At 40.2% G+C, this 13174-nt stretch carries 18 protein-coding genes; 6 read left to right on the top strand and 12 right to left on the bottom strand.

Annotation, left to right across the window (positions count from 1 at the left end; genetic code table 11):
* Positions 1-44 precede the first annotated feature (44 nt).
* From BM124_RS12160 to BM124_RS12135, 7 genes are all read right to left on the bottom strand, one after another.
* Entirely contained in the window at positions 45-1028 is a 984-nt protein-coding gene (locus tag BM124_RS12160; protein WP_139217125.1) for a F510_1955 family glycosylhydrolase, read from the bottom strand.
* The gene (locus BM124_RS12155) at positions 1025-1240 is read right to left on the bottom strand and encodes a hypothetical protein (protein WP_093337883.1); all 216 of its coding nucleotides are present in this window, start codon (positions 1238-1240) and stop codon (positions 1025-1027) included. Before BM124_RS12155 ends, BM124_RS12160 begins: the two co-directional genes overlap by 4 nt.
* Positions 1237-2604 carry a HAMP domain-containing sensor histidine kinase gene (locus BM124_RS12150; protein WP_093337881.1) on the bottom strand — a complete coding sequence of 456 codons (1368 nt, stop codon included), beginning with the start codon at positions 2602-2604 and terminating at the stop codon, positions 1237-1239. Before BM124_RS12150 ends, BM124_RS12155 begins: the two co-directional genes overlap by 4 nt.
* Entirely contained in the window at positions 2601-3305 is a 705-nt protein-coding gene (locus tag BM124_RS12145; RefSeq protein ID WP_093337880.1) for a response regulator transcription factor, read from the bottom strand. Before BM124_RS12145 ends, BM124_RS12150 begins: the two co-directional genes overlap by 4 nt.
* A gap of 129 nt (positions 3306-3434) precedes the next feature.
* Positions 3435-4949, bottom strand: coding sequence for a multicopper oxidase family protein (locus BM124_RS12140; RefSeq protein WP_093337878.1), 1515 nt, complete (start codon positions 4947-4949; stop codon positions 3435-3437).
* A 19-nt stretch (positions 4950-4968) separates the two neighbouring features.
* Positions 4969-5049, bottom strand: a complete 81-nt coding sequence (locus tag BM124_RS19595) for a hypothetical protein (RefSeq protein ID WP_342028633.1) — start codon at positions 5047-5049, stop codon at positions 4969-4971.
* Positions 5050-5190: 141 nt separating this feature from the next.
* Positions 5191-5433 carry an SHOCT domain-containing protein gene (locus BM124_RS12135; protein ID WP_244504327.1) on the bottom strand — a complete coding sequence of 81 codons (243 nt, stop codon included), beginning with the start codon at positions 5431-5433 and terminating at the stop codon, positions 5191-5193.
* Between the two features lie 643 nt (positions 5434-6076).
* Here BM124_RS12135 and BM124_RS12130 point away from each other — a divergent pair.
* From BM124_RS12130 to BM124_RS12115, 6 genes are all read left to right on the top strand, one after another.
* Positions 6077-6670: a YdhK family protein gene (locus BM124_RS12130; protein ID WP_425288589.1), complete on the top strand. Its 594-nt coding sequence runs from the start codon at positions 6077-6079 to the stop codon at positions 6668-6670.
* Between the two features lie 448 nt (positions 6671-7118).
* Complete coding sequence (locus BM124_RS12125; RefSeq protein ID WP_093337877.1) at positions 7119-7448, top strand: four-helix bundle copper-binding protein; 330 nt, start codon at positions 7119-7121, stop codon at positions 7446-7448.
* 112 nt (positions 7449-7560) lie between these two features.
* Positions 7561-7701 (top strand): hypothetical protein, encoded by a 141-nt coding sequence (locus tag BM124_RS19300; protein ID WP_244504326.1) that lies wholly within the window; start codon positions 7561-7563, stop codon positions 7699-7701.
* Positions 7698-7997, top strand: a complete 300-nt coding sequence (locus tag BM124_RS19295; RefSeq protein WP_244504325.1) for an APC family permease — start codon at positions 7698-7700, stop codon at positions 7995-7997. The genes BM124_RS19300 and BM124_RS19295 overlap by 4 nt, the downstream gene beginning before the upstream one ends.
* 24 nt (positions 7998-8021) lie before the next feature.
* Complete coding sequence (locus tag BM124_RS19290) at positions 8022-8873, top strand: APC family permease (protein ID WP_244504324.1); 852 nt, start codon at positions 8022-8024, stop codon at positions 8871-8873.
* Between the two features lie 299 nt (positions 8874-9172).
* Complete coding sequence (locus BM124_RS12115; protein WP_093337876.1) at positions 9173-9505, top strand: four-helix bundle copper-binding protein; 333 nt, start codon at positions 9173-9175, stop codon at positions 9503-9505.
* Between the two features lie 67 nt (positions 9506-9572).
* Here BM124_RS12115 and BM124_RS12110 read toward each other — a convergent pair whose 3' ends face one another.
* The 5 genes from BM124_RS12110 to BM124_RS12090 form a co-directional block, all read right to left on the bottom strand.
* The gene (locus BM124_RS12110; RefSeq protein ID WP_093337874.1) at positions 9573-10166 is read right to left on the bottom strand and encodes a class I SAM-dependent methyltransferase; all 594 of its coding nucleotides are present in this window, start codon (positions 10164-10166) and stop codon (positions 9573-9575) included.
* A 127-nt stretch (positions 10167-10293) separates the two neighbouring features.
* A complete protein-coding gene (locus BM124_RS12105; RefSeq protein ID WP_093337873.1) occupies positions 10294-11010 on the bottom strand; it encodes a cytochrome c biogenesis CcdA family protein in 717 nt (238 codons plus the stop codon).
* A 23-nt stretch (positions 11011-11033) separates the two neighbouring features.
* Positions 11034-11567 (bottom strand): thiol-disulfide oxidoreductase ResA, encoded by a 534-nt coding sequence (resA, locus tag BM124_RS12100; protein WP_093337871.1) that lies wholly within the window; start codon positions 11565-11567, stop codon positions 11034-11036.
* A gap of 416 nt (positions 11568-11983) precedes the next feature.
* A complete protein-coding gene (locus tag BM124_RS12095; protein ID WP_170841127.1) occupies positions 11984-12556 on the bottom strand; it encodes a class I SAM-dependent methyltransferase in 573 nt (190 codons plus the stop codon).
* A 27-nt stretch (positions 12557-12583) separates the two neighbouring features.
* The gene (locus tag BM124_RS12090) at positions 12584-13072 is read right to left on the bottom strand and encodes a DsrE/DsrF/DrsH-like family protein (protein ID WP_093337868.1); all 489 of its coding nucleotides are present in this window, start codon (positions 13070-13072) and stop codon (positions 12584-12586) included.
* Between the last annotated feature and the right edge of the window lie 102 nt (positions 13073-13174).

The raw sequence follows: 13174 nt of genomic DNA, 5'->3' as shown, positions 1-13174 counted from the left end.
TTATTCATATGGAGCTGAATGGAATTAGAAAGAACAGCTTTTTCTTATGAATTGTTTTGACTTTGTCCTTCTTCCACTGTTTTTGTCCATGATTCCCCATTATCTTCTGTATAAAAGATATCCCGTTCCATGGTGGTAACCATCATTGTTTTAGAAGACTCAGGATTTTGTGCTATGTATTGAATAGCATCTTCTTCTTTCACGTCAGGCCCGGGTATTTGCTGTGTGTCGCCGGATGAATCAATCACCTGCAGCGACATCTCTTCCCCCATCCCTTCAGCAGCAAGCATTTTACCGTTATGATCAAATGTTAAAGCTGAAACCGAGACCCCTTCTAAAACGGGGTCAAATGTTTCTCCGGCATCATGTGATAGGAAAACGCCCTTTTCTGTACTTACTGCTACGGTAGATTTCTCTTCTGGATGAGCTGCAATAGCAATAATTTTTCCAGATATCCCATCCATTTCTCCTTTTTCCCAATCTTTTGCTTCATTGGTGGTCATATACAGCCCCATGTCCTCCATGCGGGAGTTCGATTGTGGGTTTATCACATAGATAGCTCCTGAACGATAACCTGCTGCCATGAGATGAAAATCCACTTCACCTTCCAAACCAAGAACTTCAATCGATTTTCCTTCATCTGTGCTTTTAATAATTCCGAGTGGATTGTTATAATCCGTCTGCATAGAGGGGTGTCCACTGCTATAGAAACCATCTGCTGTCATCGTGAATCCCATATAATCATGACGTGGTCCTTCCACTCTTTCCCATATCCCGTCTTCAAAGACCCGTAGACCATCGTGAGCCGGTGTGTATGCTTTTTTACCATCTTCTGTAAAAGCAAGGCCATGCATGTGAGGAAATTCGATTTCATTTATATCTTCTTTAGTCTCTACTTCAGGTTCCGTTTGTTTCTCGTCCAGATCAGGCTGTCCTTCAACTCCTGGTTCAGCTGAGCCTGCTCCACATCCCGTAATAATTGATGCTGTTACTATACTTGCAATGAAGGTACTTATACGTTTCATCATACCTTTCCTTTCTGTTTTTTTATTGTCATAATAATGATGTAAATAATAAAAACTCCCAGGATGGGGACACACATCCAGAAACAAATACGTAATAATAGAGAAAAATAGGTGGAACCTTCCACTCCTCCTGCCAGAAGAGTCCCGGCCGTGACAAGACAATGAAGTCCCACAATAATGAAGATCGAGGCGATCACCCATTCGACTCCTTTCATTCTTCCCCCTCCCTTGCTTCCGGAAAACATAATGTAAAGGTTGTTCCTCTTCCCTTACGGCTCTCCACATCAATTGTTCCATATTGAAGTTCGGTTAATTGTTTCACAATCGCCAGTCCCAGACCTGTTCCTCCGAAGTCACGCGCCCTTGACTTTTCGACTCGATAGAAACGTTCAAAAATATAGGGAAGTTCCTCGGGTTCTATGCCGGGTCCCGTATCTGAAACCATTCCCTTCACTTTCCCGTCTTCCGCCCATATCTTGAGTCGAATACTACCATTCTCTGTATACCAGACGGCGTTTTGTAATAAATTCATAAAAATTTGTTCTAAACGAAAACTATCTGCAACAATATCAGGAATCTCTTCCTCTATTTCGGTGTGGAAGGTTATGGCCTTATCTTCAATATTGTGTCTTATTTTTTCCTCTGCTTTTTCTGCAATATACGCGAGATTTACGAGCTCCAGTTCCAAGGGAAACCGCTCTTCTTCCATCCGAGATAATTCAGATAAGTCGTCAATCAATCGATTCATTCGGTTGGCTTCTTCATGGATGACATGGATAAATTGTTGTCTTTGATTTTCATCTTGGTGAAAATTATTCATTAAGGCATGACTATAACCTTGTATATAAGACAAGGGTGTGCGGAATTCATGCGACACATTAGAAAAAAATTCACGCCTGCTTCCCCGATATCTTTTTAATTCCTGAGCAAGCTCATTCATGGAGTGAGCAAGGGACCCTACTTCATCTCTTGTTGTAACAGACACTTCTGCGTCCAAATCGCCACGCGCTAACCTTTTCGCTGTTTTTTCCATCATTTGAAGTGGGTTGGTAAGTTTTTTGGAAAATATATACGTAAAACCCAAAGCCAAAAGAAGGGCGCCGAGACCTGACAACCATAAAGCATTTTGTAATTGAACAGTTGAAGAACTCATTATATTGGAGGGAGAAAATACATATATCGAGCTGATCATTTCATTAGAAACGGGGATTCCGGCGTAAAAATAGTGTTGATCCGTTCCAGGATCAACATAATTTCCTGTTTCCCCTGTTTCTGACAAGTTGCTGCCTGGACGGAAACTTGCAATTTCAGACGTTTTTATTACTGTTTCCGCAGGGTCAAAAACGATAATCTCCCGCGTCGTTTCCTCGGATATAGACGCAACCAACAACTCTATATCCGAACTATCCTCAGCAGCAAGCATAGATGCATATTGAGAAGCCATTTCTTTTGTTTCTTCCTTCAAGTGAGTGTGACTATAATTATGGAAGACCTCCAATGTAACAAAACCAAGTGGAAGCAGGACGACCAGAAACAAGAGTGTGATCGCTCCGCCAAGCTTATAAAAAATAGTATTCATTGTTTCACACCATCTGGAAAGTTAAATTTATACCCGATCCCCCAAACGGTTTTAATGGGGTTAAACGACAGTTGATTATTCTTTAGCTTGGTTCGGATATTTTTTATGTGTGTATCAATCGTACGGGGATCCTGCCATTCATTTATCGGCCATACTTGTTCTATCAGCTGTTCGCGGGTAAACACTCGTTTTGGATGGTTTGCCATTAAGAGTAAGATATCAAACTCTTTGGCTGTAAGCTCAACGGGGATGTTTGTTACTTTCACCTCATGACGCTCTATGTTTATACATAATTCTTCAATGATTAGGTCCTTTGGTTTGTCTTCCCCAACAGGAGTGCTTCTTCTAAGTAATGCTTTTACACGGGCAACAAGTTCTTCGGGAGCAAATGGTTTTATGAGGTAGTCGTCGGCTCCAAGATTAAGGCCTTTCACACGATCTGTTACTTCCGTTTTTGCGGTAAGTATTAAAATCCCCGGCTCCGTATTTCCTTTCCGTACTTGCCTGCACACTTCCCATCCATCCATTCCAGGCATCATAATATCCAAAACAAGAGCATCATAGGATTGATTTTGTATTTTTTGTAAAGCTTCTTCCCCAGAACCTGCTTCCTCCAAGGTATACCCTTCGTTTCGAAGATAAACGTGTACCAGTTGGCGCATCTGTTGTTCATCATCTACTATCAGAATACGTGCCACCATTGTTCCTCCCATTTGTTTCTACATGTACAGTGTAGCGAATAATTATGGAATTTATGTGAAGCGGAACATATTATGTCCCAGGCAATATAATACATTTTAAAGAATTGTTAAAGGGGCGGTCTGCTCCTTTTAGTTGGTACTTCTCAGCTGTTCTTCTATATTAAATGGGGAGTATACTCCTTGATAATCAACAACAGTTACCATGCCAAGATCAGCATGATTATTGTCATGACAATGGAAAAGCCACTCACCTTTGTTGTTTGCTTCAAAGTAAACAACATACTCTTCACCGGGTTTGACGTGAATTAAATCTTTTACAATCGGATTGCCATATGCTGTCCCATTTTTTGAAGCCACTTGAAAACGATGACCATGTAAATGCATCGGGTGGTTCATCATTCCCGAATTCGTAATATGCACTTTCACAATATTTCCTTCTTCGACTCTAATTGGAGGAGTCTCCGGAAATGTTTGATCATTGATTTGAAAAGACATTCCTTCTCCCATCGTCATCCCCATGCTTAAATCCATATCATAAGTCACATCTGCCTCAGGGGTTGTCTCAAAAAGCAGTTCTTCACTCCCGTAAGACGTTCCATCCGCTATGTCTGAACTCGAAGAGACAGGGATACTATTCTGAATATCACCATTTTCTTTGGAGACCACCGGGATTTTCATGTCCTCTGCGTTCTCAACAACGGGATTTTCTGCGATAACTTCTGTTTCTTCCCCTTGTTTTGTATAGGCGACGTCGATTCTCTCCCCTGGTGCAATCTCCACGACTTGCGAGGAACCTTTTTCCCCTGTGACTTCTCCTGCGTCATTGGCAATTACTTTCATCGAGCCTTCCGGAAACACAAGTTGATGCTGCTGATACCCTGCGTTAACAAATCGTAATCTGGCAGTTTCTCCTTTTTCCATTACTAATGGTTCAATATCTTTGCCGATTTTTCCATTGACGGTAAATGTATTATACAGCTGTTTCGTATCCATTTCTCCGTCCCCTGACATATGCCCTTGCCTCATCCCTCCCATATTGAGAGAGTTTTGACTGTCTGATCCGGTGGCCCATTCGTCGAGTAGGAAAAATTCATCTCTTTCATATTCTGGTTCCTTCTTTTCAATCACAAAGGACCCATATAACCCTTTATCCACCTGTACTGCACTATGTTGGTGGGAATGATACCAATAAGTGCCTGGATCATTGGCAATAAATTCATACGTAAAGGATTCCCCGGGCTGCACGGCATCTTGCGTCAACCCTGGTACCCCATCCATTTTATTAGGGAGGATGACACCGTGCCAATGAATCGTAACCGGAACATCAAGTTCGTTTTTTAGATGGACACGGACAAAATCATCTTCTGTGACGCGTAACGCTTCTCCGGGCACAGTACCGTTATAAGTCCATGCATTCACCTTCTTCTCCTCACCAATATCCCATTCCGTTGCTTGAGCTGTCAGGTCAAATGTTTTTATCGGACGCTCACCAGCTTCTTGAGCGTCAACCTCTAAAATGCTGATGCCCTCTTTCGAATCTGTATCATATTGGCCGCCACTGTTATAAAACGAGTTAAAGAACATCCATCCACCGATGCCTAAAAGAATAACAATTAACAGGGAGCCAACCCATTTTCTATTCATGATGTTTTACCTCTTTTCCTCATTCATCCCTAGATACATCCGTTCCTGCACCAATCGCAATACCTAAATCAGCAGTCGCAAGTGCCGAAGCATCATTCATACCATCGCCTATCATGGCAACTTCCCGCCCTTATCTTGTATTTTCTTTACGCGATTTGCTTTGCCGTGTTCATTCTTCTTTCCGGCACCCTTTTTATGTATTATACATGTATCATGCGCGACTTTGTATCTTCCTCCATTTCTATCCTTGCTCATCTAACTTCCTTTTCAAGTGATCATATTCTTCTTCAGATATTTCTCCTTTTGCCAAGCGCTCCTTTAATATCTCTAGCGAATGGCTGCTGGAAGACTGGGAGGAATGATTCGTACCGGTCCCCCTTCTCATCCAAACAACGACCGCAATAATTGCTAAAATAATTAGTATCCCCAAAAAAACACAAAATCCACTACCCATCATGCCTGTACCATTCATCATTCCACTCATGCTAACCCTCTTTTCTGATAATTATTGAACACACCTGTTATTCTACTATGGAATTATCAAGAAACTATGGAGAGTATAATTTTCAGAATACAGCTAAAGTTTTTCCTTATTAAAAAAGAAAAAGACAGGAAAACTTAATCGCTGCCTTTTCTATATAACTTCGTATGGTTGTAAGGGTGGGAGGCTCTTTTCAATAAAATGGATGAACAAAAATTTAAAACGACTAGAAGGCGTTAAATCACTTATTCTACTTATAGGAACATGTGAATCACTATTGCTATGAAGTCTATCAAGATGTTTAAAGAATTCCAATACAAGGTATTTGTTTCTTTGAGATAATTTTAAGGAGGAATGCAAAATGAATAAAAGATTTACAAAAATAGTAGTTTCAGGTATAGCTGCTATTGGAATTACTTTCTCAACAGGACAAGTTTCAGCAGATTCAATGAATTCAGCTCCCCAAGCCAAGGGAGAACAAGGGCAGGAGGAAACAAAGGCTGAAAAACGAGTGGATAAAGTTGAGAAAAAAACGGACGCCATTCAATCTGAATTAGGGGAAATCGAAGGATCCCTCGAGGACGCTCCTTTAACGGCTAAAGAAGTACAGACCTATCAAGAATATCAAGAGGAATTGGATTCTCTACTGAACCGCTTAAACGCTGCTGAAAACCATTTAGAGGCTATTACTAAAAAATCAGAAAATCCGGATGCATTCGCTGAAGAGATAGATGCAGAAATCAATGACGTCCATGCTGAGGTTTTAGAGATCCAGGAAGCGATTCAATCTATTTTTGCCGAGCAAATGTCCAGCACCGGTGAAATTCCTGAAAATTTAAAGACAGCAGAGAGTCCAACTTATGAAGTAGGCAGCCAGGCTATCATAGAGGCAGCACATATGGATATGGAATCTATGAGTGGGGCTGAAGCAACAATCGTAGGGGCTTTTGATACTACTGCTTATACTGTTACTTATTACCCTACAACTGGGGGAGAGCCGGTGGAGAATCATAAATGGGTCATACATGAAGAATTAGAAAATCCAGGTGAAGCGCCGTTAGAACCCGGTACTGAAGTGACCCTGAATGCGGACCACATGAAAGGAATGGATGGAGCCACCGCTGTGATAGAATCTGCTGTAGATACCACTGTATATATGCTTGACTTCACAATGACAACTGGGGAAGAAGTAGAAAATCATAAATGGGTAACAGAAAGTGAATTGGCACCTGTTGAATAAATATAAATAATCTCAAAGAGCTTATTCTTACTAAATTATCTATCTCAGGTGGATATTTTACATGAATAAGCTCTTTTTATTTTACGAACTAACAGGTATATTAAAGACTGGTTTGGAGGGAATGAGAATCTCTCCTCCCTGTAACCATGTCTCTAATTGAACGAAATGGTTTGTTATAACTTTGTCTAAATCTTGTTAATCAAGCTTTTATATTGCAAATACATTTAGCGTATATTTTCGTTTTAAGAGTAAAAGATATGGATTATACAATGATTTTTATTTCTTTCATTAGGTTGCTCCCCCACATAATACTGTCCAAACATTTTTTGCTTTTTTGGTTTTCTCCATATAATTTTCATAAATAGAGGGTATCCCTAATTGTGGGCACGGGATAGACAGTCACCCCCCATCAATAAATCTGTCCCTGCCATATTACAAAAAGGGAAGGATGATTTGGATGACTTACGAAGAGTGCATTCAAGAATGTTTAAACTGTATGGAGCAGTGCAACCGTTGTTTTAATGACTGCTTAAATGAAGACAACGTGAAAATGATGGCTGATTGTATTCGGTTGGATCGGGAATGTGCGGACATCTGTGCTTTTGCTGCGAAAGCGATGCAAAGCAATAGTCCGTTTGCCAAGCAGATCTGCGGCTTATGTGCCGATATCTGCCAGGCTTGCGGCGATGAATGCGCCAAGCATGATGAGAAGCATTGTCAAGACTGCGCAGAAGCTTGCCATCGCTGTGCAAAAGCCTGCCGTGAAATGGCATCTTAAATCTAGCTTTAAGGACCTGGAAAAGGGAGTGCTTGCCCTTCCAGGTTCTGTTTATTGGGATTGTTATTACTGAAACATAAAGACTTGCTGTGATTGAAGGAGGCTATAGATCATGGAAAACTACAAGAAAAACAGTTTAACACTGACTAGTGCAGTCGCTTTGGGGACGGCTGTAATGATAGGCGCTGGCATATTTGCTCTCTTAGGTCAGGTCGCTGAGTTAGCTGGAACTTTTTTCCCATTACTTTTATGATAGGTGCTATCGTGACCGGTTTTAGTGCCTATTCTTATATTCAAATGTCTCATACGTATCCTGATGCAGGAGGGATAGGTATGTTCTTTGTCAAAGCTTACGGAAAAGGAACCATTACAGCCGTTGCTTCTCTTCTAATGGCTGTAACGATGGTCATTAACCAGAGTTTAGTTGCCCGTACATTTGGTACCTATACCCAGCAACTTTTTAATATAGATAATAACACGTTTTTCGTTCCTGCGCTGGGGGTCTTGCTGCTGGGATTTGCTTTTATCATTAATATTACCAATAATTGAATCATTGGATCCTTCTCTTTTTTCATGTCAGCCCTTAAAATCGGCGGTATCGTCATTTTTGCTATTTCCGGTTTATGGGTTTCCAATTTCTCAGTAAATACCACTGGAACAAGTGACTTTGAACCAACTATTATCAGTCATATTGCGGCTGTAGCATTGACCATTCTTGCGTTCAAAGGGTTTACAACCATTACGAACAGCGGTTCAGAAATTGTGAATCCTCATCGGAACATTGGGCGAGCTATTATCATCTCCATCCTCATTTGTGCATTCATTTACGGATTGGTCGCTTGGGCTGTGGCAGGCAGTCTTTCTATTAATGAAATTATTCAAGCAAAGGATTATGCACTGGCCGAAGCAGCACGACCGGCCTTTGGTAACTGGGGAGTATGGTTTACAGTTATCATTGCCATTATTGCTACAGTTTCTGGTGTCATTGCCAGTATTTTTGCCGTATCACGTATGTTAGCAATGTTGTCCGATATGCAGCTAATTCCTCATAAACACTTTGGTATGCCGGGAAACATTCAAAAACACACGCTTGTTTATACATTGGTCATTGCCATCACTTTAACGGTTTTCTTTGATTTAAGCAGAATCGCATCCATGGGCGCCATTCTATACTTGGTGATGGATATCATGTTTCACTGGGGAGTGCTGCGTTACTTACGGAAGGAGATTAGAGCAAACGCTTATGTGATAGGAACAGCCATTATGTTGGACGCCATTGTGTTAGGTGGATTTCTTTGGGTTAAAATAAACTCTGATTTATTAGTCGTTATTATTTCTCTCATTATGTTTTTGCTTATTTTTATTGGAGAAAAATACTTTTTAACCGCCCATCCTCCCAAACACGATCATTCATCGATGCATTAATAAATCATGTAATACTATTGATCTTTCAGAAAAGTTATTACCCGCCATTACTATCCGTTCTTCCTAAGTGAGCTTTTACAACGTTTTGAAATGGAATCAACAGTAGAACCACCATTAATAAAAAATAAAGTTTTTTCCTAACCCCCTGTATAATACTGTCCAAAAAATTTTTTGCTTTTTTGGTTTTCTCCATATAATCTTCATAAATAAAGGGTAACCCTAATTGTGGGCACGGGATAGGTAGATAGACAGCCACCCCATCAATAAATCTGTTCCTGCCATACTACAAAAGGGAAAGGATGATTTGGATGACTTACGAAGAGTGCATTCAAGAATGTTTAAACTGTATGGAGCAGTGTAACCGTTGTTTTAACGACTGCTTAAATGAAGACGACGTGAAAATGATGGCTGAATGTATACGATTGGATCGGGAATGCGCGGACATCTGTGCTTTTGCTGCCAAAGCGATGCAAAGCAATAGTCCGTTTGCCAAGCAGATCTGCGACTTATGTGCCGATATCTGCCAAGCTTGCGGCGATGAATGCGCCAAGCATGATGAGAAGCATTGTCAAGACTGCGCAGAAGCTTGCCATCGTTGTGCAAAAGCTTGCCGTGAAATGGCAACAGTATAAGTAACATATCAGCCTGGAAGGAAGATCACCGCCCTTCCAGGCTTTTTAATACACGTTTCTCTACAAATTATTTCCCATTTTTTGCTTCCACTACAAGCAAAATGTCTTTATAATATTTTTCGATTCGTTCCACTTGAAAACCATTTTGTTTTATCAGGTTAAGCGTATTTCTGTTTAAATGACAGCCATCGCTCAGTCTTTTCCAAAATGGTGTCAGCCAGTCCTGTATACGACCTGGAAATGGGCGATCCACCCTTACATGTTCTATAAATAAAATAGGAACTCCAGGTATACACACACGGCGGATTTCCTGCAGTGCGCGATTCGGATTGGGGATGGTACATAGAACTAACGTTCCAATAGCAGCATCAAAGGTATTATCATCAAAGGGTAAATGTTCACCAGAAGCATCCACCAATTCTACAGGAACATCAGCCCTTTTCATTTTGGAAAGTGATTGGTTTCTCATCGATGCGTTTGGTTCTATGGCTACGACTTTTTCTGCGTTTTTATAGTAAGAAAAATTAGTTCCTGTTCCCGACCCAACCTCCAATATAGTCCCTTCTTGATGGGAAATTAAACGTTCGCGGAGGTTTCCTAATCGCTTTTTTTCAAATGGTCTCATAATCGGATCGTATATTTTAGAAAACAACGTACTCATTTGTCACCCTCCCCCGTGATACTTATTTTATAATGATAAAGCCTGATATGAAAAGGTTCATACACCAAAAGGAAGATCGATCGAGATTTTTCGATTTTATTACCATTGCTACCTTCCGACCCTTTATTCAAATGCTAAAAGGGACGAATTGAGCGAGATAACTGGAAAGCATCTGAAAATAGCCGAAAAAAAGCATCACACCCATGATTATCATTACAATACCGCCAGCTTTCTGAATCCGAGGCATGAGCTTATGAAAGCGTCTTAACTTATGTAGAGATTTTGAATAAAAAATAGCGACCAATAAAAATGGGATACCCATCCCAACAGAGTAAATAAAGAGCATTGCCATACCAGAAAACATCGTTTCACCTTGACTTGCGAGCGTTAAAATAGAACCAAGTACTAACCCTACACAAGGAGACCAGCCCGCTGCAAACAGCAAACCAAACATCACGGAACCACCGAAACTATTCGTTTTCTTTGGCTTGGAAGATAACTTTTTCTCAGACATTAAACTCCGAATGGACAGCACTCCTGCCATCTGCAGGCCAAATAACACGATAATAATACCACCGATTTGTGCTACTAGATTGTTATATCGGCTGAACAGTTGACCAATAAAAGTAGATGATGCTCCAAGAAGCATAAATATAATAGTAAATCCCATAATAAATCCAAGGCTTCTTAACAGAATCAAACGTTGATCCGCCTTAATTTTATTTTGGGATGCGGTAGTGCCAGTTAACTGTGCAAGGTAAGCTGGAACCAAGGGAAAAACGCAGGGAGATAAAAAAGAAATTATTCCTGCTCCTAATGCCAGCCAAATTGTTACTTCATTCATTTTCTATTCCTCCAAGTGTATTTTTAGGAAGGCTCGATTCGCTCCATATACCCTTGTATATCTTTTTCTGTCATTCCACCAGTCAAAATATCAAGGACCTTTCCGTCTTTGTTTATAAGAAATGTTGTGGGCAACGGACCAATTCCATAACTATCTAAAACAGCCTTGTCCTCATCCATAGGAATCGGAAAAGACAAATTATGGCGGTCCACAAAATGTTCTACTGCTAAGTCTGATTCCCCCACGTTCACCGCAAGAATCTCTACCCCTTTGTCTTTATATTCCTGATATTGATTATCCATGTAAGGCATTTCTTCTTCACAAGGAGGGCAATATGTTCCCCAAAAATTTAGAAAAACACCCTGGCCTCGGTAATCATTTAATTCAACGGTTTCTCCTTCAAGTGTTTCCAATTGAAAGTTAGGCGCAATATCCCCCTCCACCACTAATGTATTTTCGTTTTGAAAAAAATTGGAGTAAAAAACATAACCAAGCAAAACGCTAATGATACTTAGAAATAACGTTCGAAAATATAGTCGTTTCTTTTTTTTAGACATATTCCTTTTCGTACACCTCCTTGTTATGTAAATATATTAAAAATCTAATGCATACTAATGTACGAGTTGACCAAAATACAATACTTCTATTATTTTATAAAAATAATATGAAAAAACGATGAAGTAACGAGAAAAAGAAGTGAATAATTTAAGGAAAGCATATATATAAATGAGAGGTTGTATAACATCAGTTCTTTCCATTTGCACTGGTAACTTAAATGCAAAGAATATATTTAGAATCCAAATGCTTGTGAAGAACGAGAACATACGTTTATTTTGACTGGAGAACAACCTTATATCTGCAATATTATGGATGCCACAATTTTTTCCTGTACGTTTATGCGAAAGAACTAATGTTAAGATCATAGAATAAAAGAGGGATAAGAAAGAAAGTCATCCTTCAAATCCCTCTTTTTTTATATCATAATGGCATTCACAGCGTAATTCTCTTCATTATTTAATGAAATATATTCGACATCAAACCCATTATCCCGCATCATTTTTATTAAATCCTCGGAAGAAATACGATGGGAAAGGGGCGGCCCTGCTGCAGTTTCCTTAGCCTCCCACTCCACCACCATACATTGTCCCTGAGATTTTAAAATCCGTTTTATTTCATTCAGTGCCTTTGATACACTATTGACCTCATGTATAACAAAAGCAGCCAGTACTTTATCAACTGAATCATTATCCATTTGAATATTTTCCAGATCACTGACAACATATTGAATGTTATGAATGTGAGCGGTGTCCACCCTGTCTTTTAACATATCCAGCATGTTAGGTTCAAGGTCGACGGCGTATACCGGTTGTTCCGTTTGTTCTGCCATTAGAAGTGTAAATAAACCGTTCCCCGCGCCCAGATCGGCAATATGATCTTCAGGTGTAATAGATAAATGTTTCACAAGCTGCTGCGGCTGTAATGAAGCGATTCGTTCTTCATCTAAAAGCTTTTCTGCATTTTTGGAGTCAAACTTCTTCTCAGACATTTCCATTCTCCTTCCAAGATGCAGCGATTATATAAACAGGTTAAGGTTCGAATCTTCAGCCTCAGACAAGTAGGAAGCGACACCGGCATATTCGAGTCCGTCAATAAGTTCTTCTTCTTTCAGGCCCATTACATCCATCGACATCGTACAGGCGACCATTTTAATATCCAGTTCCTGCGCCATCTCGATCATTTCCTGAAGCGACGAGACATTATGATTTTTCATCATTTTTTTCATCATCTTTGGTCCCATACCGCCAAAGTTCATTTTGGAGAGACCGAGTTTTCCCGGACCGCGCGGCATCATTTTTTCAAACATTTTCTCCATGAATTTTTTGTCACTGCTTCCCTGGACGTTTTCCTTCCGGAGCACATTCAAGCCCCAGAAGGTGAAAAACATCGTAACCTGTTTTCCCATCGCTGCGGCACCGGTCGCAATGATAAAGCTCGCCATCGCTTTATCGAGATCGCCGTCAAAGACGATCATTGTGGTACCGTTCTTTTCTTCTTCTGCCATGACAAAGACCTCCCTCTTTGTAATTAATTATTCTTCCACATGCTCTTGTTTTCTCCGAATTTCTATCCTATCAATGATAACCAGATACGCGTGTTCCCACCT

Origin of the sequence: Salibacterium halotolerans, from assembly GCF_900115625.1 — a bacterium.
In the GTDB taxonomy this organism is placed as follows: Bacteria; Bacillota; Bacilli; order Bacillales; family Marinococcaceae; genus Salibacterium; species Salibacterium halotolerans.
The sequence above is the reverse complement of the archived record's forward strand: the minus strand, read 5'-3'. Positions and strand labels throughout refer to the sequence as shown.